Annotated in this window: 19 protein-coding genes; 4 read left to right on the forward strand and 15 right to left on the reverse strand. The window is 50.8% G+C overall.

Translation table 11 applies throughout. The features are described from left to right. Positions 1-67: 67 nt before the first annotated feature. From XMD579_RS10875 to XMD579_RS10895, 5 genes are all read right to left on the reverse strand, one after another. A complete protein-coding gene (locus tag XMD579_RS10875; protein ID WP_173489332.1) occupies positions 68-1,231 on the reverse strand; it encodes an HlyD family efflux transporter periplasmic adaptor subunit in 1,164 nt (387 codons plus the stop codon). After that, the gene (locus XMD579_RS10880) at positions 1,224-3,323 is read right to left on the reverse strand and encodes an ATP-binding cassette domain-containing protein (protein ID WP_173481971.1); all 2,100 of its coding nucleotides are present in this window, start codon (positions 3,321-3,323) and stop codon (positions 1,224-1,226) included. Before XMD579_RS10880 ends, XMD579_RS10875 begins: the two co-directional genes overlap by 8 nt. Positions 3,324-3,333: 10 nt before the next feature. Further along, positions 3,334-4,809, reverse strand: a complete 1,476-nt coding sequence (locus tag XMD579_RS11470) for a FimV/HubP family polar landmark protein (RefSeq protein WP_173481972.1) — start codon at positions 4,807-4,809, stop codon at positions 3,334-3,336. Next, positions 4,802-11,419 (reverse strand): cadherin repeat domain-containing protein, encoded by a 6,618-nt coding sequence (locus tag XMD579_RS10890; RefSeq protein WP_173481973.1) that lies wholly within the window; start codon positions 11,417-11,419, stop codon positions 4,802-4,804. The genes XMD579_RS11470 and XMD579_RS10890 overlap by 8 nt, the downstream gene beginning before the upstream one ends. 261 nt (positions 11,420-11,680) lie before the next feature. Next, the gene (locus XMD579_RS10895) at positions 11,681-12,985 is read right to left on the reverse strand and encodes a ferric reductase-like transmembrane domain-containing protein (RefSeq protein WP_173481974.1); all 1,305 of its coding nucleotides are present in this window, start codon (positions 12,983-12,985) and stop codon (positions 11,681-11,683) included. A gap of 134 nt (positions 12,986-13,119) precedes the next feature. Here XMD579_RS10895 and XMD579_RS10900 point away from each other — a divergent pair, with 134 nt between their 5' ends. From XMD579_RS10900 to XMD579_RS10910, 3 genes are read left to right on the forward strand one after another with little or no spacing between them, the layout of a single operon-like run. Further along, positions 13,120-13,728: a protocatechuate 3,4-dioxygenase gene (locus XMD579_RS10900; RefSeq protein WP_173481975.1), complete on the forward strand. Its 609-nt coding sequence runs from the start codon at positions 13,120-13,122 to the stop codon at positions 13,726-13,728. Positions 13,729-13,764: 36 nt separating this feature from the next. After that, positions 13,765-14,586 carry a M48 family metallopeptidase gene (locus XMD579_RS10905; RefSeq protein WP_173481976.1) on the forward strand — a complete coding sequence of 274 codons (822 nt, stop codon included), beginning with the start codon at positions 13,765-13,767 and terminating at the stop codon, positions 14,584-14,586. 25 nt (positions 14,587-14,611) lie between these two features. Further along, positions 14,612-14,932, forward strand: a complete 321-nt coding sequence (locus XMD579_RS10910) for a DUF1905 domain-containing protein (protein ID WP_173481977.1) — start codon at positions 14,612-14,614, stop codon at positions 14,930-14,932. Between the two features lie 17 nt (positions 14,933-14,949). On the opposite strand, the gene XMD579_RS10915 is transcribed toward XMD579_RS10910, so the two are convergent. Both XMD579_RS10915 and XMD579_RS10920 read right to left on the reverse strand, forming a co-directional pair. Continuing rightward, the gene (locus XMD579_RS10915; protein WP_217362034.1) at positions 14,950-15,327 is read right to left on the reverse strand and encodes a DUF2237 family protein; all 378 of its coding nucleotides are present in this window, start codon (positions 15,325-15,327) and stop codon (positions 14,950-14,952) included. Positions 15,328-15,336: 9 nt separating this feature from the next. Next, positions 15,337-15,939 carry an NADPH-dependent FMN reductase gene (locus XMD579_RS10920; RefSeq protein WP_371731447.1) on the reverse strand — a complete coding sequence of 201 codons (603 nt, stop codon included), beginning with the start codon at positions 15,937-15,939 and terminating at the stop codon, positions 15,337-15,339. Between the two features lie 94 nt (positions 15,940-16,033). On the opposite strand from XMD579_RS10920, the gene XMD579_RS10925 reads away from it, so the two are divergent. Then, entirely contained in the window at positions 16,034-16,423 is a 390-nt protein-coding gene (locus XMD579_RS10925) for a hypothetical protein (protein WP_173481979.1), read from the forward strand. A 45-nt stretch (positions 16,424-16,468) separates the two neighbouring features. Here the strand turns inward: XMD579_RS10925 and XMD579_RS10930 are convergent, their stop codons facing one another. From XMD579_RS10930 to XMD579_RS10965, 8 genes are all read right to left on the reverse strand, one after another. After that, positions 16,469-17,035, reverse strand: a complete 567-nt coding sequence (locus tag XMD579_RS10930) for a hypothetical protein (protein ID WP_173481980.1) — start codon at positions 17,033-17,035, stop codon at positions 16,469-16,471. Positions 17,036-17,137: 102 nt separating this feature from the next. After that, positions 17,138-17,611, reverse strand: a complete 474-nt coding sequence (locus XMD579_RS10935; RefSeq protein ID WP_173481981.1) for a hypothetical protein — start codon at positions 17,609-17,611, stop codon at positions 17,138-17,140. Positions 17,612-17,625: 14 nt separating this feature from the next. Beyond that, positions 17,626-18,138: a retropepsin-like aspartic protease gene (locus tag XMD579_RS10940; RefSeq protein ID WP_173481982.1), complete on the reverse strand. Its 513-nt coding sequence runs from the start codon at positions 18,136-18,138 to the stop codon at positions 17,626-17,628. A gap of 11 nt (positions 18,139-18,149) precedes the next feature. Continuing rightward, complete coding sequence (locus XMD579_RS10945; RefSeq protein WP_371815204.1) at positions 18,150-20,486, reverse strand: DNA polymerase II; 2,337 nt, start codon at positions 20,484-20,486, stop codon at positions 18,150-18,152. Next, complete coding sequence (gene mvaD / locus XMD579_RS10950; protein WP_173481983.1) at positions 20,479-21,471, reverse strand: diphosphomevalonate decarboxylase; 993 nt, start codon at positions 21,469-21,471, stop codon at positions 20,479-20,481. The genes XMD579_RS10945 and mvaD overlap by 8 nt, the downstream gene beginning before the upstream one ends. Continuing rightward, positions 21,471-22,394: a mevalonate kinase gene (gene mvk / locus XMD579_RS10955; protein ID WP_173481984.1), complete on the reverse strand. Its 924-nt coding sequence runs from the start codon at positions 22,392-22,394 to the stop codon at positions 21,471-21,473. Before mvk ends, mvaD begins: the two co-directional genes overlap by 1 nt. Next, positions 22,391-23,398, reverse strand: coding sequence for a mevalonate kinase (locus tag XMD579_RS10960; protein WP_173481985.1), 1,008 nt, complete (start codon positions 23,396-23,398; stop codon positions 22,391-22,393). Before XMD579_RS10960 ends, mvk begins: the two co-directional genes overlap by 4 nt. A 2-nt stretch (positions 23,399-23,400) precedes the next feature. Beyond that, a complete protein-coding gene (locus XMD579_RS10965) occupies positions 23,401-24,567 on the reverse strand; it encodes a hydroxymethylglutaryl-CoA synthase (protein WP_173481986.1) in 1,167 nt (388 codons plus the stop codon). Positions 24,568-24,582: the final 15 nt, after the last annotated feature.

The raw sequence follows: 24,582 nt of genomic DNA on the forward strand, positions 1-24,582 counted from the left end.
ACTACTCCTAATGTAATATTTGTCATATGTGGCAAAAATATTCTTGTTTGTCGCATCTGTCAAACTCCTATTTTTCACCAAATGACTGATTCAATGTCTTGACAACTGGCTTGAGCAGGTATGTCAGGACTGACCGGTTACCGGTCTTAATGTCAACCTGACCGGTCATACCCGGGATCAGCTCGACCTCTTTTCCAATCGATGTAAATACGGGGTTTGCAGGCATCATCAGGTGGACGATATAGAAGGTTTGCTCCTGCCCTGGACGGCTCCCATCTTCGACAACTGTGTCGCCCGAAATGAACTTGACGTTTGCTTCAATTGTCCCGTAAATGCTTGAGTCAAAAGGGTCAAGACGCAAAGTTGCCATTTGGTTCAATGACAAGTCAGCAATGTCTTTGGGCGCTACTTTCGCCTCGAGAAGTAGCTGATCATCTTTAGGGATAATCTCCATCAACTCTTCGCCCGCTTTGAGGACTGCACCCATGGTCGTGACGTTGATGTTCTTCACATAACCTGGAATCTGAGCCACTACATCTGAGCTCTCTACCATATCGGTGCGCTGGTTCAGCACTTGGCTCGACTGCGAGAGTTCATCGCGCGCTTCAGCTAGTTCGGTACTGGCTTTCTCACGGTATTCATTTATGCGGCTGCGCAGTTTTGCTTCAGCGTCGATGACCGCTTTTTCCGCGGTAAGCACCTCCATCTGATCCACATCACCGGTGGCCTTAAGCTGATCAACAATCCCCTTTTCGCGTTTAGCTAGGCGCAGGTTGTCGCGCAATGCGCTGACATCGTTGCGAAGACTCGCTTTGCGACTCTCGTAGAGTGTGCGTTCGATATCAACGATTTCAGCAGCCCCTTTAACGAGCTCCGGCTCAAACTGCGGCTCTTCATCAGATATCTCGGCAGTTAAGCGTGCGATTTTGGCTCGCAAAGCATACACACGGGCTTGGATCTCGTTACTTGAGGCTTCAAAACGCTTGGAGTTAATCTTTGCGAGAATCTGCCCCGCTTCAACGAAGTCACCCTCTTTTACATACAGCGCATCAAGAACACCGCCATCCACAGACTGAATCACCTGCACACGGCTCTGAGAAAACACTTTTGCCTGTGCCCGAACAAACTGGTCCAACTCGAAATAGTAGGACCAGGCGATAAAGCCTGTGAAAGCAGCGAAAACAATCCATACAACGGCTGTTCCGCTGTAAATCTCTTTAGTCTTAGCCATTGCTCACCGCCCTAGCGCTCTTTGGGCGCAGTTGTACCGCTGACGCAGGCGCGTCATTCGCGATCTGACCGTTATTCATCACAATGACTCGGGTAGCCAGATCCATCGCCAATTTAGGATTGTGGGTAGCGAAGAGTAGAATATCGGTCGGACGCATCCGCACTTTGATCGCCTCAACGACCGCCGCTTGAGTATTCGGATCGAGTGACGCAGTGGGCTCATCAAGCACCCAGACGCTGGAGTTGCCCACAAACATGCGCGCAATAGCGACGAGTTGCTTCTGCCCGCCCGAGAGACCAACACCGCCCTCGGCAATCTCAAGGTCTAGGCCTTTCTCGCTCTGATCAGCGATAGCGTTGAGACCTAGAAGGTTGACCACACTGAGAATTTTGGTGTCGCCGATTGGGCGACCCAGAGTGAGGTTGCTCTTCAAAGTACCTTTGAATAGTTCTGGGGTTTGCGGCAGATACGCTAGGTTCTTAGCGATGTATTCAGGGTCGAGTTCCCAAAGGTCGGCATCGCCCAGACGAATGCGTCCGGCACTGGGTTTGTAGAGACCGGCCAGCACTTTTAGAAGAGTAGATTTACCTGAGCCGATACTCCCAAGGAGCGCGATTCGCTCGCCCTGCTTCACCTCCAAACGCTCTACATTAAGGATCTTCTGCCCCTCTTCCGAGTACTGAAACTCCAGATTTTGCACGGAGATGCGAGCTGGGCGAACATCCGGATAGACATAGTCGACGCCCTGATTACGCTGTTCTGGAATAGCCCAGAATGCGTCTATCATCTTCATTGACTGCGCCACGCTCTCATACTGCACAAGATGACCTACCGCCTGGCCCACAGGGCCCAGTACTCGGCCACCCAAAATTGAACAGGCGATCATGCCACCCATAGTCATCTCACCCTGACCGATCAAGTAGACGCCGATAACGATCGCAATTACATATGAGACCTGTCCCATTGTTTGAGATGTAGTGGTCGCGTTGGTGGAGATACGCTTCTGCTTGAGGCTGTACTCGGAGATTGAGTCGTTGATCTCATTCCACTCATGCTCAAACATCTGGTAGGAGCCAACGCTTCGGATTGTTTCGCGTCCGCGAATACTATCGACCAAGACACCTAGCTTCTCGTTCGAGCGCATCACTAGGTTTGCCGCTAGGTCCTTGCAGCGCTTCTGTGCAATCAGTGCCATGATGATGCTGACCACCAAAAATGCGCCGTAAACAAAGGCGATCTGTCCACCGATAAGGTAGATAACACCGAGGAACATCAGTGCAAACGGCATATCCACTAGCGAGAATACAATCGTCGAGGAGAAGAACTGACGTACCGACTCAAGACCATTGATCTGGGCCGTCAGTGTACCAACCTGATTTGGCAGCTTGTCGAGCTGCACATTGAGAAGGCGCTTGTAGATGTCCGCTGAGATCTTCTTATCGATAAACGATGAGTTGTGATCGACAATCTTGGAGCGGGTGATTTTGAGTAGCCAGTCGACCATGTAGATGATCGATACGCCAGCCACCAACGAGGTCAGTGTCTCCATCGCCAAGGTCGGCACAACACGGTCATACACCTGCATCGCAAAAAGCGACGAAACTACAGCAAAGAGGTTAACGATGACCGTGGCGATCGCGATATTCACCAACCACACCGGATGCTCTTTGAAGTTCTTAAAGATCAGACCCTTGGTCGTGATGACCTTCTGCTCCGGCGCGCTCTCATAACTGGTCTGTCTGCGCTCTAGCCAAGTGACGACGGTTACAGGCAAATGCTCAGGTTCAAGCTCAACCTCATCCAGCGTGACCTGATCGATGATGCGATAGAGTGTGTCGCTCTTCTCGATAATCTTCCACTGTCCGTCATGGAAGATAATCCCTGGCAGGTTGCTATCTTGTAGCTGAGACGTTGAGGTATGCGCCACATTAAGATCATTTAGACCCAGACGTTTAACTACGAACTGCAAGGTCTCGAAGGGCGTAAAGTTTGTCAGCTCCTGGAGGTCCTCAAAGGCCTTATCCAGAGCTCCGACATCATATGTGGCGCCACTGTTCGCCAGCAGGGCCATGGTTAGTTCTTTAGTAATCACTGCTCAGGCCTCACTCGATCTTATCGTTCTTATCCGCAATGATCGGTCGATCACTGGGGTTATTCATTTTTGCCAGAATGGCTTTTGCTTCGGCCTTTTCTGCCTCCGAACCATCACGGCCGATCTCTTCGAGCAGCATCCGAGCCATCACTTCATCACCCATGTTCATGTAGACAATGGCTAACTGCAGCTTCTCGCTCTTGTCGGCGCCGGCAACTGCAGGCTTGGCTACTTTTTCTGGTTGTTGCTGAACCGGCGCGCTTGGCTGTGCCGGGGGTCGTGCCGGCGCTGGGGCAGGCTGAGTCGTCGGCGCCTGTGCTCGCGGCGTAGCTGGATTCACAGGGCCTGCGGGTTTAGCCGGATTAGCTGGCGGCGGCGCTGGCGGTACTGTTGGTCTGGCTGGCCGGGGTGCAGGCGCGCGCTGTACTGCTGGGGCCTGGGGCTCTTTGGTTGGACTAGCCTGAGCCTGTTCTACCCTCGCAGGTATCGCTGGGCGCTGCGGTGCTGGGCGCACTGGCGCTGGTTCTGGATCATTCCAATGAGGCTGTTGGGGGCTCGGTTGTTGCGGGCTTGCCTCTAATGGGTGCCAAGGTTGCGGCATCTGCACGGCCGCTGTTTGAGCCTGTGTATGCTGAAGCTGCTGATTGTGGCCCATCAGTGAGGGCAACGCCTTGAGTAGATCACTCATCATGGAATGCTGGTCGTGCTGCACCGAATGATGACGCGAGTCTGAGTTCTTGTGCATAAACAGCACGACAACAAACATCGCTAAGAGAAGTAGCACCGCCAGTGCGATAACGACAATGTAGAACGGGAACTGCTCAGTGCCATTGGAGACTGGTTGGCTGCTCGACTGCATCGGCGGGTAAAAAATCTGTGGTTGTGGAGCGGGCGTGGAGTAGATCGCCGCTGGCTGCATCGGCTCAACGACCGGCGCCGGCTGTGCCGCTGGGGTCGTCACTGAAGATGACTGCGCAGCAGGTGCTACAGCTGCCACAACCGGTTTTGATACGGCTCTTACCGCGGTTTTAGCGGGCTGATCGTACTCTTTAGCCGGCGCGAAATTTGCAGCTACCTGCCCTGACTGAAGCGACAACTCTACAGGATAGACGCGACGAAACTCTTTGAACTGCACATCCAGTATCAACGTGAAATTAGCACTATCGACTGGGGTTGATGTGGTAATAAGGTAGCGATTGACGCCTAACTTGCGCACGGTCGCGGTATTGAAAAACGCAGGTCGGGTGTAGCCAGCTTTTTGGTACTCCGCTTCTGATGCCACAGTGACGCTAACTGGGTCAGTAACAGATGAACCAAATTCGGCGACGCCATAGACCGGCTTACCGATGGACGGAAATATATTGAGTTTTAACCCCTCATTCGCCAAAGCGACATTGAGCCCTATAACCAGTAACAGAGCGACTAACGTAAGCAGTCTAATGAAGCGTTTGGCATGGATTGATGCCATATAATTTGAGTTAACCATAGATATTTACATCCGTTTCAGCGTCAATGTGGTCGACACCAGCGGGTGTAACGACCTGTGTGTTATTCAAAATTGAATCTGGTGTTGCAGGCTGAGCAGCTGCGACCGCATCGTCAGTTGTGCTCAGTTCCTGAATTTCGCCATCGATCAGCATCTCGAAATCGGACTCGTCCGAGAGGTAAGCTGAGAGGTCAAGTAGATCGGTATTCGGTTCAATCCCTTCGGGGGCGATGAACGGTGCAATTACCATCGGGTAATAGTCATAGAACTGCTCGAGTACCTGAGTCAGCTCTGGGGCAATCTGTTGCACGTATGGGTTTTCGCTTGCGGCGACGGCTTGAACAGCGTCGGCAATTAACGGGTCGAGCTCGCATTGATCTAAACCGCTCGCAGGGTCAAGCAGATCGAGCGTTGAATTGATTCCACCGGTAAGGTTATCCAGCGTAGAGAGAGCCGCTAATACCAGACCGTGGTTCTCTGCAGCAGAGATTCCGTCAGCTGTATCAAACCCATCCGCTGTTGTAACTGTGATTTGGCCGCGGGTGTCGGTGAGGCTAAACAGCCCATACAGCTGTGCCATCGCCTGATCATAAGCGGCATCCAGATCCAAAACGCTATTTGCCTCTGCTAAACGCAGCGCCAGCTCTGTCAGTGGCGTCACGCTGATCGGTTCAAGCGCTACTGAATCTTCGTAGTTGATGAGCGCGCGTAGACCAAATCCTGCCGTGGTTTGGCCGTAGTCCTTTAGCTCGCCGCTAAACTCATCGAGGTAATCAAGCTCTGCTGAGCCGTCCAGAATATTGATGATCGCCGGGCCGCTGTAGCTAGCTGGCATCAGGTCGACATAGTCGATTGCACCGTTGAGTGGATTGAAGTCGGTCTCGCCGAGGAGTTCGCCCTCTAGGGTATAGGCTTTGACAATTAGGGAGTCGGTGACGAATTCGCCGGCCACAATCCAGGTGCTCGTGTCACTGTTGTAATCGTGTACAGAACCATCGATATCGACAAACGTCGTTTGATCGTAATCGTAGTAAGATTTTGCGGTGTTATTGCTGTCCACGCCCGTAAGTTGGCCCAACACCAAATCAAACACTAACGAGCCACCTTTCAGATCATCAAGCGACACTCCATTGGAGGTCGCTAGATCAAAGACTAGAGTATCGCTTTGTGTCGCATCCGTGCCCGAAGTAAACGTGGCGACAATCTCATCTGTGCCTACCTTCGTGACATTAATTTCTGTGTTGGCGGGAATGATCAGTTGTTCGCTGTAGCTCAGCGTAAAGCTTGTTGTTTCTAGCTCCACTGTCTCGACAGTGGGTTGAATATTGTTAAATGACCACTCTCCTGCAACATCAATCGCTGAAAAAATGAGATCGGCGTTACCGCCGGCGCCAGTCAATGTAACGCCGTCATCGAGGACGATGGCGTGAACCGAGACTGTTCCAACAAAGTCAGTATCCATGGGCTGTGTCACCTGGAACAACAAACTGCTGGCATCATTTGGGTCGACCGATTGCAGTGCGGCGTTGAGTTCTTTCACCACTGGATTACCCAATGAATCAGCCCCAGTCAGGTGTAGTACAGCCTTGACCCCTTGTACATCAGACGGGGTCACCGGCTTATCGAAGGTGACTTGTAATGGCAATGTAGCACCCTGCAAGGGCGAAACATTCCATTCGGCACTGATCACTTGCGCAGCATTTGGAGCAACATCGGACACAGCGACAGTCAATGTTTTGTCTGAAAATTCATCACCATTGCTTGCGCGAAGAGTAAAGCTGAAACCATTGCTCGCATTGCTCTCGTAATCTAAGTTCTCCAGCGCGGTAATTGCACCCGAACTTGAATCAACTGAGAAAGGCACGGTGATAATTGGCTCGTCATTCACATCGAGCTCTGAATTCTCAACGATCGAATACTCAATAGTTCCGTTAACGCCAGATGCCAGCGTTGCGATACTTGGCTGGAAGGTTGTCCCGGCCAGAACTTCTGGGGTCTCAATATTTTCTAGCGCTGAATCAAACACTGGATTGGTGCCGTCATCCAGTACAGCGACCGTTAACGGAAGGTCCTTGGGAACGCCCTGCTCATCGGTTGCACGAATTCGGAAGTTGAGCGTAGACAGCGTTTCATAATCGAAAGTCACGTCATCTTTGAATACAAGATCCCAGTACTCCGGCGAATCTGCATTCTGCGTGATGGTAAAGAAGTCAACGGATCCGTCTAACAGAGTCAAAACTGCAGCGGGATCATCAACGCGCAACTCCCAAGCATAAGCCGAAAGATCTGTATTCTCTTCAACTGTCGCAAGACTCAAGCGCATTTCGGAGAGTTCGATACTCTGCCACTCACCAGTGGCGATATTTCGCTCTTTCAGGGCAACGAAGTTAGCTGCGGTACCGCTCTCATTGACATCCAAGCGCACATTTTGAGTAGCCGTTTTACCGTCTGCTCCAGTGGCGATAAGCGTGAAGGTATAGACGCTCTTTAGATCGTAATCTGGTGATGCATTGATACTGACGTCACCGGTATCTGGGTCGACGGTCAGGAGTTGGAAGTCACCGGTACGTGCTAGCGAGAATACAACTTGATCCGACACATCACGCTGACTATCGTCATCATAGATGTCAGTAACTGTGCCCGGACTGTAGACCAGCGCGCCCGCTTCCACATACTCCTCAACCACACGCACAGCATCGTAGTCATCCTCAGCAGTACCATCATCTTGGAATTGAGGTGCGCTCTCATCCAGGTTACCGATATGAGCTGCAATGCTGGCTGTTCCGCCGATATTACCTGCCGCATCGACGGCATTTACCGTCAGGGTTATCTCTTTCGTATCCTGATCAACCAACCGATCTTGAACCAAGGATTCGAAGTCAAATTGCCATAAGCCGCTGACTGCGTCTTGGCGGATACTGACACCGCCGGTATCAGGGTTAATTTGGAAATATTGCTGATCTTCGGCGCTCAGTTCGTATGTGATTGATGAGGTATCGTCCGACTGAGCGATGAAGAACAGAGTGGACTGATAAGGCTGATTCTCCAGTAATTCAATCAGACCACCAGTGATCTCATCGCCATTGGAATCAACAAAGATAGGAGCCGTAGGCGGCGTCGAGTCAAAAGTAAACACACCGCTTTTCGTCGGCACACCAATAATTAGGTCACCGGCTGAGTCCAGCATTCTTATGCTGTAGTTGATATTGGTGTTATCTAGCTGCGCGGATTGGAGTGCGGTTAAGGCGGTCAGATCGAAAGTTGAACTGCCCAGATACCCCGCACTGGTAACGCTCGTATCGATTGATGCAACGAGAGAATCATATCCATCCAAGGTAAATTCAATTTTTGCGCCAGCCGGCGACGCAAAGCTGAGAATAGAGAACTCTGCATCAGGACGCAGCACCCCTTCAGTTGTATCCACACCCAGAATTGAGGCACCTACGTTGTAGGTGACCGTGGTCATCTCATCAACCGGTGAATACTGGGGAATCTCATTACCCGCAAGATCACTGACTACCAGTGTGTCGAGGAAAACCGCGTCCGGGGCAATGTTCAGCGTTGTATCGTCAACAGTGACACCCTGCACCACGAATGTTAGTTCTGAGGTGACACCGGTTGTGTCGGCTGGAACTACCAGGGCTGCTTGATTCGGCTCACCAACTAGATTGGATAACTGCAGATAGCTGGCGTCTGTTTGAGCAACTAGCGTAGTCCAGTCGATAGTTGCACTGGCATCCAACTTAGCGACTACTGTGACGTCTGCTTGGTCATTTTCATCAATGACATAGCTGACCAGCATCTCGGAAAAATAAGGGAGACTGGTGTCGATCGTGTAATTTCGATCCAGAAAAAGAGAAACCTGATCTCCGGTGTTACCGCTGGCATCGACTTGGTAAGCTTGAACCTGCTTTGACGTTAGGACACCCTCGGGCAGTGCAATGGTCGTTACGTAAGTGTCGCCTGAACGAGTCCAGCCACCAGAAGGGGGAAGAGCTTCGATAAAGGTCTCCCCTGCATCCAGCGAGTAATTGAGAACTGCGTATTTCTCCAACCCGAAGACCTGAACGATCGAGGTACGTGTGATGCCATCCGAGGCAGAGGCGCCTGTATCCGTTATCGAAAGTGAAAGCTCGCTCGGCGCAACCGTGTCAACCTCGGGATTAAACAGCTCCAGAAGTTCAAGTCCATTGCCAGCCAAGTCAGCGTAGGTGTCGGCTGGTATTACAGCCGAGCCGATTCCCTCGAACGGCTTATCAAGCACAAAGTCCGCAGTAAATTTCAGCGGATTTTGTGGGTCAACTATAGGGGCAATAAGGGTGTTTTGATCATCAACGGCAAGACTCAAACCACTTATTTGAAGACCTGAAAAATCAGGCGGCCACTCAGCCAATTTTTCAGAAAACAGGATGTTCAGCTGATACATACCAGCGTTGTTCTCGGTCAGGGTCTCAGTGGTATCTATCCAGAGTTTGACAGTCGGTGCGGCCTGATCAATATCCAGAGTTCCTGTGCTCTCCAAGCCAGATTCAGGAACTACGGCTCGAACATCAAAAGACGTTTCACTCCCCGCTGCTGGTTGTACCCATTCTCCGCTTACGGGTACCGCCGTTGCTAAATCAATCGACCATGCACCATTAACGACCGTGACATCCTCAAAGGTAACGATAATCTGCTGATCGGTCCCAATAACGGAAACATCTAACGTCTCACCCTGTTTTAAATTTGCTGTACCGCTGACCGTCGGCGAAAGCTGGCCGCTAACCGAATCAGTCACTACGGGTGCGACGGATGCACTGAGATCAACAGTGAAATCATCTACGGCTAAATCACTGCTCATCAACTCCGTACCATCAAGGTACATCGCGATCCGTGCTGTGACTGTGTAGTCGCCATCGTTAAGTGGCAGGCTTAATTCAGTTGCAAATCTTGAGGTTTCTAACGGTGTTGCTGTTGCAGTATCGAGCGTCCACTCGTATACGCCCGCCTCTGTCTGACTGGCAACCGGTGTCACCTCGTATTCAATCAGCTCTTCACCGGTTGAGGTGGTTTGGCTCAGTTTGACGATGAGTTTGAGATTTTCATTCAGCTCAGGAGATGTGCCGGTGAAAACAGGTGACTCGACATTGACGATCGCTAGATCGTTGACTGTCGGACTTGGCGGCGCCACTCGCAGCTCGCTGGTCGTTTCATCTGTTGAACTTAGCTGCGACTCACTATTCGTAACAGTTGCCTCTACGTCGTAGATAACACCCTGCTCCAGCTCTGAGAGTGTGCCAGAGACAACATCAAGATCCTCCGCGCGTAGATTGAGGGCCCAATCGCCATTCTCATCGGGTGTGACATTGACAACGACGCCATTCACGGCGACGGTTAATTGCTCGCTCGCCCCCAAAACAGCCGTGCCCTCAATGATGGGGAGCGTGTCAGACACGTTTTGTGTGTCGACCGTAGGAAGTTCAGGCGCCGTTGTGTCACTCTCATCAACATCTAATACTTCGATTGTGATGGCTTTTTCAGTGACATTTCCGGCGATGTCAGTCGCAATCAGTGTCAGCTCATAAATATTGTCGCCGTCGTCATCGCTCGGCGCTTCAAAATCGGGTGCCTCTTTAAATTTGATGGCACCGGTTAGCGAATTAACCGAGCAAGCAGCTTTGTCAGCACCATCGATAGAGTACTCCAGGGTTGTTTCATCCGTTGCAAGCGCAACACCTATATCGGCACTGTCCAGCAGAGAATCTGTCGTTCCCTCATCAAAACTGAGTGCAAGCTCATCACTGTCAAACACAGGCGCGATACGATCGAGCGTGATGCCGACATCATTTGTAACAGTGGCGTCTGACACCAGCGTCGCAACCATGTCATACAGCCCGTCATCGAGGGCCTGCAGTTCAGCCGCTTCTATTGCAAACAGTGCTTTGTTATTGCTGACAACCGCTTCGTAAGTTGTACCGGCAAACTCCAATTCGATGGTTTCGCCGTTGTCTATGTTCGCTGTTTTAACCGTCACAACGGCATCGTCAACATCCTCATCGATACCAAGCTCTGTTCCGAAAGTTGTTACGATACTGGTGATACTCGCGGCAGGTGCCGCTACTGTCCCACCGACGCCACCAACGCTAATGTTGATATCCCCACCCTCCGGCGTAGGGGCAAGGAGGGCAGCAGCGGGCGCCGCAGCACCCATCGCCATCATCGCAGGACTGATACCACCCGCAGCAGCCGCTGGTGCGGCAGTTCCAAACATTGGGATCGCACCTGACAAACCACCGTAAGAGGCTTGCATCAGGCCGGGAACGTAATCGGGGAAGTAGACCTCAGTCTCGGGTCCGAAACTGGCCAGCATTGTCTGAGTGCTATAGGGCGTGCCCATGTCACCGAAGAATTCACGAATTATGACAATGGTGCCATCGGGTAGAAGCAGTTCTAGATTGGGTCCGTTTTGTCGCCCCTCTACAAACGGAATCGGACTGAGAGAGGAGCCGTCCAATAGGGTATAGCTGGCCCCTGCTCGTGCGAGCAGCTCACGCATTTCGGCCACATCGTACACAGTCGATGCGGACTCGAAATCTTCTTTGATCAGGACCTGCCTTTGGTCAAGGATCATCGTGCCATCGTTACCCTAAATTGGTCAAAACTATGTCAAATTACAAATTGACACACTTATGACAATTATGTCAGGTATGGCAAATAGCGTCAACGATAGACGTGACACTATTGTCAATGATGGCAAAAATAGACGAATAACCTTATTAAAATCAATATCTTGAATGAACCTAGCGTTCAAGCAGGGCTCATTAAAAATATGACACACAGGCGCGAAAAATGGGTAGAAGATCCATTCTTGACAGAAAAAACAATATGAGTGTCAGTCGTAATCAAACCGCTCCAGCAGAATACGATCGTCAGATACGCCCTTCTGTTTGAGTGCCTGATACACCTGGTCCATCATCGGTACAGGCCCGCAAATAACGAAGAGCCAAGTGTCAAACTCAGCGTCGGAAAAGCTCTGCTCAATCAGCTTCTGATCGATTAAACCGACCTCACCCTGCCAACCCTCAGTTGGCTCTGACAGCACAAGTATTGGGTTGTCATCAGCCAGCTCGTCACGACAGACAATCTGATCCTCAGTCCGGTTAGCGTATATCAGACGATACGAACGCGGATCATCGGTTTGTTTGAGTTGCTGAAGTATTCCAAGTATCGGTGCCACACCCACACCCCCTGCAATCAGAGCAACACCGGGTTCCGAGCGGCCATCGACGATCAAACTACCATAAGGGCCATCCAAGTAAGCACGCGCACCCACCTTGGTTTCACCGAGCGTTGAGGTGAAATCACCGAGCTCTTTGATCACAAAACAGATCTCAGGCCCCTCTGCGGGTGCCGACGCGATAGAGAACGGGTTCTCGCTGATTGAGAAACTTGAATGACCGAGCTTCAACCAGGCGAACTGCCCGGCTTTGTAATCCATCCCCGGATGCCCATCCGGCAGCAAACTCAAGCGCCACTGTCTCTCTGACAACCTTTCCACCCGACTCACCTTCCAGGGTTTGCCCAGTTGTTGAATGGGCGAAATCAGATAGCGGTACACTAGCGTCAGAAGCGCAATCAGCGCCATGACTTGCCATAGCAGCGCTACAGTTTCGTGTGCCGCATACCGCCCCGCAGACAAGGTATGGTGCAGAAGGAGTCCAACCAAGGCTGCGGCGATTAAGCCGTGCAGCCGTCGCCAGGTCTCATAGCGATAGTCCAGCGACGAGCGCCAGACTGCCAACACAACAAGCACTGGTAGCAAAATAAAAGCGATCACACCTGTCGAGATCGCGGCAAAGTCAGTGGCGACTGCAAATTGACGCGTGCTGTCCCACGGCCAAGGGCCTGTTGTTGGGGTCGATTCGTAAAGAAAGGGATGAAGCAGAGCAGCGATCAGCGCACACCATCCAATGATGCGATGAAACCTCATCGTTGCATCCATGCCAACCTTGCGTGAGAAAGATTTAACCCGGCCAGACAGAACAAATTCAGAGAGGATCATCGCGAACGCAAGGATACCCAATACTGAACCAAGCTCTTGCCAGAAAATGCGTGGATGACCTACGAAGTACCAGGAGGCCAGCAGGGGTATTGCAATAATCAGTACATAAAAACCTATCAACAGTCCCTTCTTCATCTCAACCCCTCCGTAACGCCCCGTATCAAAAACTCTCAGTATCAATATAGGTCAACGTTACGATAGCGGGCTAAACTAAACGCCATCTGCCCAATCCTGCGTACCAACCCAAACTAGTGACAGGAGGTTTTTACATGTCGAAAATCAATGTTAAACGCCGCTCCCTACTAACTGCCGCGGCACTGCTCCCGTTGGCTCCCGTTGCCAATGCGCTTGCTCCAACCCCGTCAGCAATGGAGGGACCTTTCTACCCCACCTCTTCGATGCGCTTCGATGATGTCGACAACGATCTGGTAAAGATCGAAGGTGCGGTAAAAGCCGCCGGCGGTGAAGTAATTCAGCTGAACGGTAGACTCGTAGATAGCGATGGGGATGCCATCGCCAATGCGATCGTAGAGATCTGGCAATGTGACGCGACGGGTCGCTACTTGCATACGGCGGATCGCCGCGCCGAACCACGCGACGCTGGCTTTCAAGGGTTTGGCCGCGCCCGTACCGATGCTGAAGGGCGCTTTACGTTCAGAACCATCAAGCCTGTGCCCTACCCGGGCCGCACCCCGCATATCCACGTGAAAGTGATTGACCAAGGGTTTGAGCTGCTCACCAGCCAGCTCTACCTCGAGGGCCACCCCGGCAATACGCGCGACTTTCTATTCAATCGTATGAGTAGCGAACAGCAGCAACAGGTCAGTATGCGCTTTGAGCAGGATCCGGCGCAGACAGAGGTGTTACTGGTGGTATAACATTCGCTAGAATTAAGTTCGCCCGAGAGCCCTTCAATGACAAAATTTTCCAAGCTTGGCTTAACACTCACGCTAGCTGCGATGCTCAGCGCGTGCGGTACCAGCCCCACCGGTCGCAGCCAGCTGATGCTGGTCTCACCCTCGCAGGCTATCAACGCCTCCAAAGCGGCTTATACCCAGATGTTGGCCCCGCTCAAAGATGAAGGCAAAGTAGACACTGATGCAGAGGTGGTTAAGCGCGTACAGACGATCGCGGGGCGTATTGTCTATCAAGCGATCGAGCGCTTTCCCAACACCCGTAACTGGGATTGGAGCATCAGCGTTATTGATGACCCAGAGACTGTAAACGCCTGGTGTATGGCAGGCGGTCGCATGGCCATTTACACCGGCTTAATTGAGAAGCTAAATCCAACCGATGATGAACTGGCTCAGGTGATTGGGCATGAGGTCTCCCATGCCTTGGCCAATCACACGGCGGAGCGTATGTCTGTGGCGATGGCGACTCAACTTGGGATGTTGGCACTGAGTGTTGCAACCGAGAACAGTGAATACCGCGATCTTGCGCTTACAGGTGCGCCTTTGGCCGCTGCAGTCGCGATTACGCTGCCCAACAGTCGGACCGGCGAGCTTGAAGCCGATCGTCTTGGCATGGAGTTGGCTGCGCGCGCCGGTTACAACCCGAACGCTGCTGCCACCCTCTGGCAGAAGATGGGCGCTAATAGCAAAGGTGCTCCGCCCGAGTTTCTAAGTACCCACCCTGCCCCAGGAAACCGCCAACAGACGCTGGCAAACTTGGCACCGCAGATGACGGGCTTATACAACCCAACTGCAGCGGCCCTTACCTACTCGTTTAACTAGGTTGCAAAGACAAGAGCGGACTGAGATGCAAACGAGCTCATCGCACGAGGCACATAGCTTTGGATTCACTGGCGAAGTCTGGCGCTGGGAGTCGGAGAAAGCCTCTTGGTTCTTCGTCACCCTGCCCATCGAGACCGCCGAGCAGATTCGCTTCTTTTTTCCGTTAAGACGGGGCTTTGGCAGCATTCCGGTTCAGGTACAGATAGGCTCCAGCTGCTGGAAAACCTCTATTTTTCCCGATAAGAAGTCGGGCTCGTTTATCCTCCCACTCAAGGCACCCGTTCGCACCAAGGAGGGCTTTGGAGAGGGAGACGACATCTCTGTGGAAGTGACCGTCTCACCTTAAAAAGCGCCATGCTCTGGCTAGTGCAGCTGCTCATGCGAATATCGCTTGAGCATCTCTAGATCGACTCGTTCCAACGCAGCGATATTTGTGGAGCTAAGCTTTACCGGCGGCGCACAGTGGAAAGCCTCCGCCTCAAGCCATCGCGAGGCACACAGGCACCATGAGTCGCCAGCCTTTAGACCCGGGAAGTCATACTCCGGCCGAGGGGTAATCAGGTCATTACCGCGACTCAATGAGAACTGCAGAAACTCGTCGGTAAGAATCGCACAAACGGTGTGTGAACCACGATCATAGGCATCGGTATTGCAGCAGCCGTCACGAAAGTAACCGGTCATTGGGTCGCAACCGCACTGCTCCAACGCCTCTCCCAACACGTTTTTCTGTTTCTCAGCCATCATCCACTCCTAGACGTCTTGACGTGAGTACGCATGGCGCTCGACAAAGGATTTGAATACGCTCGCGTGACGCTGCAAAAACTCGATAGTGGGTTGATCTACGATTTTCCCAGCCTGCACTTTCTGATTCACACCAGCAATCATTACCTCAGGTTTATTCATAAAGTGAAGGTCCAAGTAGACGCCCACCTGACGCAGGTGATACTGCATCCGGGCCGTGCCTTGGTTACCGGGGCTCGCACCAATGATTGTGGCCGGCTTGCCTGCAAAGGGCTGAGGTTTGCAGCGCGACAGCCAATCAATGGCGTTCTTGAGCCCACCGGGTATCGAAAAATTATACTCGGGGCTAAAAAAGATCACGCCATCAGCTTCAACTATCTGAGTTGACAGCTTCTCAACTGCTGGGTGACTCTCATCTTCCCCATCGTAAAGGGGAATACCTGCAATAGATCCGAGCTCCAGCTCAAACTTACCCGCTGCAATCTCGCAGTAATGATTAAAGATTTGTCGATGCACGCCATCGTCACGACGGCCGTCCTCAAACTCAAAAAACAGTTTTTTATCGAGCTTTTGACTTGTAAGTTCAAAGAGTAGTGAGAGTATCTTGCTCACTAAGGAGCCCTCCACCCTTGGTGTTTAGTAAATCAATTAGGCTGCTCTCGAGCGGCCATCTTTTTTTGTACTAAACTCAAAGCAAGGAGATCATATGACTAAGCAAAAGTGGATTACATCTATCACATCAATCTGGCTGACCATTTTGACAGGGAGTTTTTTACATAACGCGCTTTTTGCAAACACAAGCACGATAGACTGGAACATATTCGATGAATTCATAGTCATCGCTACACCGTTACTCATTGTATTGATGCGTTCAAAACTACTGACACTTCATAGGCGTGCTAAAACATTCACGGTCTATAGATGGATATTCCTGCGTACTGGTATGCTCGTGATTGGATTAGTGACCCTCCTCGCGGGACTGTTCGGACTAATATTCAGTGCCAGAGCGATTCAGGTAACTTCCAATCCCACCTATCACTCTCAGGACCAAAAAGACCCATTAGGGAACGACTCTCAAAATCCTAACTTTTGGTAAAAGAGTATGAAGATCTCATTAGCGAGATTTGTAGATCATTATTCATCATCCATTTTTACCAACCTCTCCTGAACTACCACCCATTGAACCAGGTACACGCGTTGATGAACTGCCAAGAGTGCCTGAAGTCGGACTAACAGGGTTACCCGACATACCTGATCTGGGTGACCCCCCTACTGACTGAAACCCTTTCGCCAATGCTAATCCAACGCCTGTCATAATCATTAACCAAATAATGGGAAGAATCAGAATGATGCCATAGGAGAGCATGACACTGATGACCGTTTCCAATGCAGAGGCCTCACTTGCATCGGTGGACGTCAATAAGGCCAGACGGTGCTGGAATAGATTACCCAGCCCTAAAATCGCGTGCATGAACTCCAACGTGAACCACATGCCTGCCATCGTAAAAAATGCCTTAAAACGATAAGACGTAAACACCAACACGATGGGTGTCGCAATGACAATCACAGCCTGAATCAAAGCAATAATCATCGGTATGAAGACCTTTACGGCTTTATTGGCTGTCATAAGCTGAGCGGCCTCTATGGCTTGAGTGCTAGCACCCACCGCTGCCACGACATTCTCTGCCATGCCAATGACGTTATTCATTATATTACTGACACTGAAGCCTTGATCTTGGTATAACTGTGTCTCGGCACATAGGAACTTTGCCCTGCTCGAGTGACGGCGTCTGTGTTAATGCCCTGAACCTCAAGCACCGTTCCAGACCTCTGAGCAATACGGGTTAGTACCGCGTTCAATGGGTTCTTGCTTATCAGGCTGATGATTTCTTTCATCCCGGATGAATCCATAGGCCTCTTGATTATGGAGATAGGCCTCGGGCGATTGATAGAACGTACCGGGCGTTTGGAGAAAAGTTTTCGAGCCTAACCAATCAACATCCCAAAGCTTATTCAGCGCAGAGCGATCAACTGGTATCGTGGTTAGCTGCTCACGCGCCACGCTGTAACAACCCGATTCGAACTCGCCGATGCGTTGAATCAATTCAGCATCATGAATTTGTGCTTTTGCTGTTTCATACAGGTAATCGTTATAACTGTATGAGCAGCCCATTGACCGGATCGCAGCATGGGTTAAGCCCGATGAATACTGCGTAGTGATCCCCCAAAGAAGCGGTATTCTTGCTTCGTGAGCCGACGTCAGATAAGAACCGAAATCAGCCAAAAGAGCATTACCTCTTAAGGAACACGAAGCTCCAGCTTTCCCTCGCTTTGAACAAAGTCGAGGTGTTTTAGAAAACTCATCCCTAACAGAACAATCTGACTGTCCAGCTCAGGTACAATCATTGCGGGTACGTTAGCCATGGAGAGCCCACCCAAGCTAACCTCCTCCAACTGCGTTAAATCGACGGGCACTCGACCATTGGCGGTTATCGCAAAGCTTTTGCCCTCACGGGGTAACGAGAGCTCATCGGCCAGAGCATCTGAAAGTGACACATAGGTCGCACCGGTATCAACCACAAAAGAGACAGGGTATCCATTGATCGTACCGGGTGCTCGATACTGCCCTTTTCGATCGGCAATCAGGCGAACCTGATCGGTGCCGTTTGCCAAAGATAGTTGTGCATTGGGATGATCGCGCTGTTCAAGATAGGCGTTAAAGCCATAGGTAAGCATCACCAGAATAAGAATCCAGGTCATATGCGCAGAAAAACGGGCCATTTTACGCTGTGTACTCGGAACCTTATTCACACAAAACCTCTCTAGAAAAGCGCTCTCTGTTTATCTATCAGATCATTAAAGCTGGCACCAAGAAAGGGTAATACTGTGTCAGCGACCGGCTCTAACTGTTTAGAGACATAGTGTTGATAATCAATGATTGATTTACGACAGATGGTTGGTTCTGGACCGTTAACTGTCATGACGTACTCAATAGGGTCGCCTCGCCCTAAACGCACGTTTAAACCCTGCCTATCTAGGTATGACTGCATTTTTTTAGCCGCTTTCACATGCGGTGGATTACTGGCCTGATAGGCATCTAGAGGTCGTCTTAGTCGACGACGATAGGTCAATTGATGATCTGCATTACCGCTGAGTAGTTGCTCCGTGGTTTCGACGACCAGATCACGCCAAGACTCGTCATTGAATATTCTGGACAACAACTCTGTCTGGAAGTTTTTGGCCAAGGGTGTCCAATCGGACCTAACCGTCTCCAACCCTTTAAAGACCAATTGATCCTCACCACCCGATCTCTTAAGACCCGCATAGCGTTTCTTAGTGCCCTTCTCAGAGTGACGCATGGTTGGCATCAAAAAACGTTTGAAATGAGTCTCATATTGCAGCTCAAGTGCACTCTCTACACCGTATTGCTGTTTAAGGTGCTCTTGCAGCCAGTGGTTAGCTTGATCTGCCAATTCAGCACCGTACTGTGCGATATCACCCTGTTGGCAGTCATCGCCCAACCAGACAAAGACTGAATCGGTATCGCCATAAATCACCTGATGGCCCCGTTCAAACTCAAACCATTGCGCGGTTTTTTGCAGGAGCTCATGGCCTCTCAACGTAATTGCTCCCGATAGGTTCTGATCATAGAAGCGACACAAATTGGACCCTAACACCCCATAGCAGGCATTCATCTGTATCTTGATCGCTTGTGATAACGCAGAGTTACCTTGCGCCTTGGCTCGATCTCGGGCTAACCAGAGCTCTTCAATGATCGCGGGAAGAATGGCCACATCGGCATTGAACTGCGCACCAAAGAATCCTGGTACTAATGATGCCTCTGAGGCCTCACCCGCCAGAGCGAGTGCTAAAGGATCCACTGAGAAGGTACGAATGATACTGGGATAGAGGCTCTTAAAATCGAACACTAACACATCACGATAGAGTCCGGGTTTAGACTCCATGACAAACCCACCAGGCACAGAGAGGTCACTGCGACCTGAGGCATAAGGAGGTGCTACATAGCCAGCGCGATGCAGCTTAGGCAGATAGAGATTATCGAATGCCGCTTGGGAACCACCCACTTTGTCCAACGCCAAACCAGTAAGACGAGTGCGTTCGATAAGATACTCAAGCAACTCCGCTTTTTTGAAGATCTCTAACACCAATCGACAATCTTCAATGTTATAGGTCGCTAATGCTTGTTTATCCTCTCTAAAGAGTTGCTGTATCTTCTCACCACGATCGTAAGGGTTATCAATCGCTTTACCACGCCCCAGCAGTGCCTGAGCGACACTCTCTAGGCTGAAGCTATCAAATTGCCAGGTAGCCCCTTTTAAAGTCTCGATGCCGTCGATGGCAACACGACCAGCAATGCGACTGAACCAGCGACCATTTTGACCAACATCGACGTGCATCTCACTGCTATCACGTCCAAGTTTGAGTCCAACTCGATTAGCCTTAGCTCGCCGTGCTAGCACGCGCAGATCAAAGCCAATCAAATTCCAGCCGACGATCAAATCAGGATCCCAATCTGCCACTATCTCGACAAAGCGTTGAAGCAGAGTTCGCTCATCCGAGCAGCCCTCACACCAGGCTAGTTCGGGTGCCTCACCATTAAATAGCACAAGACTCTGATCGCCCTGCTGCAAACCTATAGAGAGCAATTGATTGGCATTTAACGTGGTTTCAATATCTAACGAGAGTAGTTTTAAATCAGGTGTAAAATCATAGGGGCGTAACTCAACCCCTTTAACAGTTTCGAACTGAACAGCCCCAGTGCGAATAAACCGTTCCATCAAGTAGCGATCAACCGGCCTGATATCCTCTTCCATGAGAGCAATTTGTTCCGCCTCGAGTCGTTTTAACACTTCCCAGTAAACTTTTAGGCTTTGGCAGTAGAGACCCATGACCGGTTTTAAAGAGAGGGATTTCAGTTCTAAATGACGCAGCGTCCAACCCGATATATCTTTCAGACAGGACTCAATGGCAGCTTGATCAATAGCGAAAACAAAACAGACCGCTTCTGCATGTGTGACGGTAACCGCATGAGCCCCCTCCACCCCAGTCAACCAGAAGGTGTATTCAATACCCTGCGAACCATCTCGCTGAGTTCGAGTAAGAGGGAAGCCAGTGATTGGCATAACCGCGTTAGACACCGAAAGGGGTGACTACCTCTAGTTCAGGGAAGTGAGCCAATAGATCACTTAAGGACTCTTTCTGGAAAAGCAGCTTCAAGTTAGGCCCCGCATCCATGGTGAAATAGACCTCCAACCCCTGCTCACGAAGGTGCCACACCTTATGCATCGCCTGTAACGACTCTGGTTGCCAATAGACGAGCGGTGGCCAGCTGGAAGCAAACGTGGCATGCATAGACATAGCATTATGCTCTGCCGTAGAACCCAACAAGGTAAAGTCCTTATCTGAGATCGCCTGATGCAGCTTCGACAGATCGGCATTTGCTTGAGCGGGCCAACTGTTATAAAGGTGGGAGGTCTCCTTGGTGCGCTGCATCCCAGATCGGCTATCAACGGACTTTTCGCCGATATCTACTTTGACCAGACCGATTCGAAGATCATCCCAGGTCGCATCAATCGGGTGTGCATGACTGTCCAAGCCATCTTCACGGTGCCCCATGTGCCACTCTACAAATCCATTAAAGATGGATCGACAGGCACTGCCGCTCCCCATACGCGCAATCATGGATAGCGCTTCATTGGATAGATGAAGTGATAGTGCATCGTTCATCGCCAACGTCAGGGCCGCAAAACCAGAGGCAGAGGAAGCGAGGCCTGCCGCGGTAGGAATGTTATTTCGAGTCTCCACTCTGAAAGCGAGTGACTTGTTACCACGAAAAAGATCGATGAACCGACTGACACGACGTGCAAACTGTGAATCCTGGTGCATCTGTTGGCCGTTTAACCATACCTCATCAATCGGCTGATCAATCGGCGTTACTCGAGTTCTAGAGCCCAAATCATTCAATGAGACAGAGAGGGAGGGGTTGATCGGCAAATTAAGTTCAACATCTCGCTTGCCCCAGTACTTACACAGAGCGATGTTACTCGGAGCAAAGTGTTCCGATGAAGCGGAGACAGCCCCCAACTCGGGCAGCACTTTAGTCAGTACTTCTTGCTTAGTCATCACATTGACTCCTGTTTGAGACCTACACTGTGTATCGAGACGGGCAGATGTTGATAGGGTATCTCTGAAGGATTGGTCAAACCTAACGAGATGACAGAGTCACCCAAACCAGATCCTGAAATCTTAGCACCCAGAACACCAGACTGCTGACGCATTCTAAATTGCAGGTCTGCTAAATTAGCATCACACACTCCTAGCGCATCCATAAGCCCTGAGTATTGATCCATCAATTGCCCTAGCCGGTTCCACTCTTGTGACTCTATCGCTTGTTCTGCTGCGCGAGTCACCTGCCCCATTAATTGATAGATTGAGGTATAAATATCGGGATCGGCGTCAGCTCGCTGATTTACCAACGCAATCACCTCAGGTGTTTTCATCTTGTACCCGACGTAGAAGAGATCAATATCAGGGGTGCCTTTCAGTGGACGCACCTTGGCACCGTTCATTTCGTAGGCGATCATACCGCCCCAAATTGAAGCGGCTAAATCGGTGCCCGAACCACGACCGCCTTGAACCCTGTGAACGGCCTCTAGAGCCTGTTTGAATACCTGTTCATTGGTCACCGGCTCATTACAAAAGTTTAACAGGCAGGCAACGGTTGAAGCGGTGACAGCGGCCGATGAACCCAGGCCAACTTGATCTGAAAACTGACTGGAGACGGTTAAATCAAAACCCTGTTTTAGCTTGGATTGACATAGCTGAATTGCAGTGACCATAAAGCTGAACGTTGAATCGTCTGCTAACTCACTCAAAGCGCTCTGGTAACGGCCCAGTTCCGATTCAATAGTGACGACCTCATCCACTCGCGGGATCAAAGAGACAGACAGCCGGTTACCAACGGCCAGAGCAATGGCAGGTTGACCATGCAAGATGGCATGCTCGCCCATTAACATCAGGTTACCGGGGGCCGAATAACAGATCATACATCGTCTCCGAGACTGACACCCTGACCATCCGATTCAACCCGCCCCCAGCGCATCAAAGACGGTAACTTCAAAGCATCCGGTGTTTGATTAGGCAGATAGGCCAGCACAAGCCCACCGGCATCACCGGATACCGCACCAGCACCAGCGATTTTAGCCACACCGCCTAACCTCTCGATCCGCTCAATCAATGCGGCGACTCGGGCGGGCACCACCCCGATACGGTTTAAAAGGCGGTGGTTATCTTGAATCGCAGAGAAGAGCTGATCGAGATCGGTTTGAGCCGTTTCGATACGATGCGTCACAGCAGCAAACTCACTCCATATATCCGACTGTTCAAATTGGCTGCGAACACGCTCGACACAAACTCCGGTACTTGTTGCAGGAGTTCCGGTAAATATCCAGTACCAGTCGTTATTAAAAATATCAGGCAACAGACCCAATCGATTCGCTTGATCCTGCTCCACCTTGACCAAACCCCCCATGGTTACTGTAGCGGCATCAATCAAACTGCCGCGACCGTGTTGTAAGCGTTCGCAGTGCCGCACCTGCTCAATCAAAGTGGCTAAATCTTCATGTTTGGAGAAGAGTTTCAAGAGTGCAGCGAGCAGAGCAGCAGACGAGCCCATACCGGCACCCACCGGAATGTCCGATTGAATATCAAATTTGCCGCGCGGAATGCGTTCAAGGTTACCTAGGATACGGGCCACATCAACGGTGTAGAAAATCAACTCTGCCGGTCGAGAGAAGATCTCGCTGATGGAGCGTTCACCTCGAAGGTAGCCATCAAACGCCGCATCCAATTTATGACGAAGAGTGGAAAACTTTTCCAGAGCCATCTCATGTGCTCTGTCTGGAGTAAACCAGCTAAGTCGAGGCAGAAGATCGGGAGTAAAGTTAACGGTCAAACGCTGTTTAACCGAGAATGCTAGAGCTGGAGCACCGTACACAACGGAGTGCTCACCACTTAAAATAATTTTTCCGGGAGCACTTGCAACCGACATGACTAACGTTCTACGTACTCACGTTTATGATCGCTAATCGCCGCCAAGCGGAAGCGGCCCTGTGTATCGGGTGCAATCACATGCTGCCCACCATCACGTGGATCAGGGTAACGGTAAAGGGTGAGATACTCTTCGTAGCTCAATTCAGTTCGATCGTTTAGCAGCTCAGCGTGGCGGCCTGTATTCAAAGCCGATTGGTAGCCCGCCACCACCTTAGCGGTGAAGAACTCACTGACCGAACCCGAACCATAACTGAACAGTCCGATACGTTTATCGGTTAAATCTTCGTTAAGTTGCTCAAGGAGGGAACAGAGCCCAATGTACATTGACGCTGTGTAACAGTTACCAATCAAACGGTTGTAGATAAGTGTTGGTTCAATCTGAGCAGCAAGCTCTTCCGGAGATTGACCCGTTTTATTGACACGGGCCAACTGTGAGTGAGCTTTCTGTGCCATCTTGCCAAAGGGTAAGTGGTAGCAGAAATAGTCGATATCACCGTAGCGAACGGAACTCTCTTCACAGAAGTTTTCCCAGCTACGTTTCAAAGATGTTAGGTAAATTTTGGTCGAGTATTTGCCATCGACCAGCGCCGTTGTACGGTAGTTGGGACGCCAAAAATCCATCACATCTTCAGTGTGAGTGCCCGATTCTGGTTCAATCTCTAGAACTCTCGGGTTTGCTTTGATCAACATTGCAACCGCACCACAACCTTGGGTGGCTTCACCTGGAGAGTCCAGGTCGTAACGAGCCACGTCAGATGCGATCACAAGCACCTGTTTACTTGGGTTACGAGCAACCAGTGCACAGGCCATTTGAACGGCCGCTGTTGCACTGTAACAAGCGTGTTTAAGCTCAACGACACGGCAGTGACTGTTCAATCCCAACAAACGATGTACATAGACACCCGCCGCTTTGGATTGATCAATACCGGTCTCAGTGGCAAACAGAATCGTTGAGATGGCATCAGTTCCAATGCGTTCAACAATAGGAAGCGCAGCGTTCGCCGCAAGCGTAACGATATCCTCATCATGCGCCGCCATCGCCATCTTCTCTTGACCGATACCATCGTAATACTTGTTCGGATCAGTGCCTTGACGTTCAGCCAGCGTGCGCAAATCGAGGTAGTAGCTCGATGTATAGAAGCTGATTTCGTCGATACCTACGGACATACTTTGATCAAATCC

It is taken from the genome of Marinobacterium sp. xm-d-579 (assembly GCF_013282935.1).
In the GTDB taxonomy this organism is placed as follows: domain Bacteria; phylum Pseudomonadota; class Gammaproteobacteria; order Pseudomonadales; family Balneatricaceae; genus Marinobacterium_E.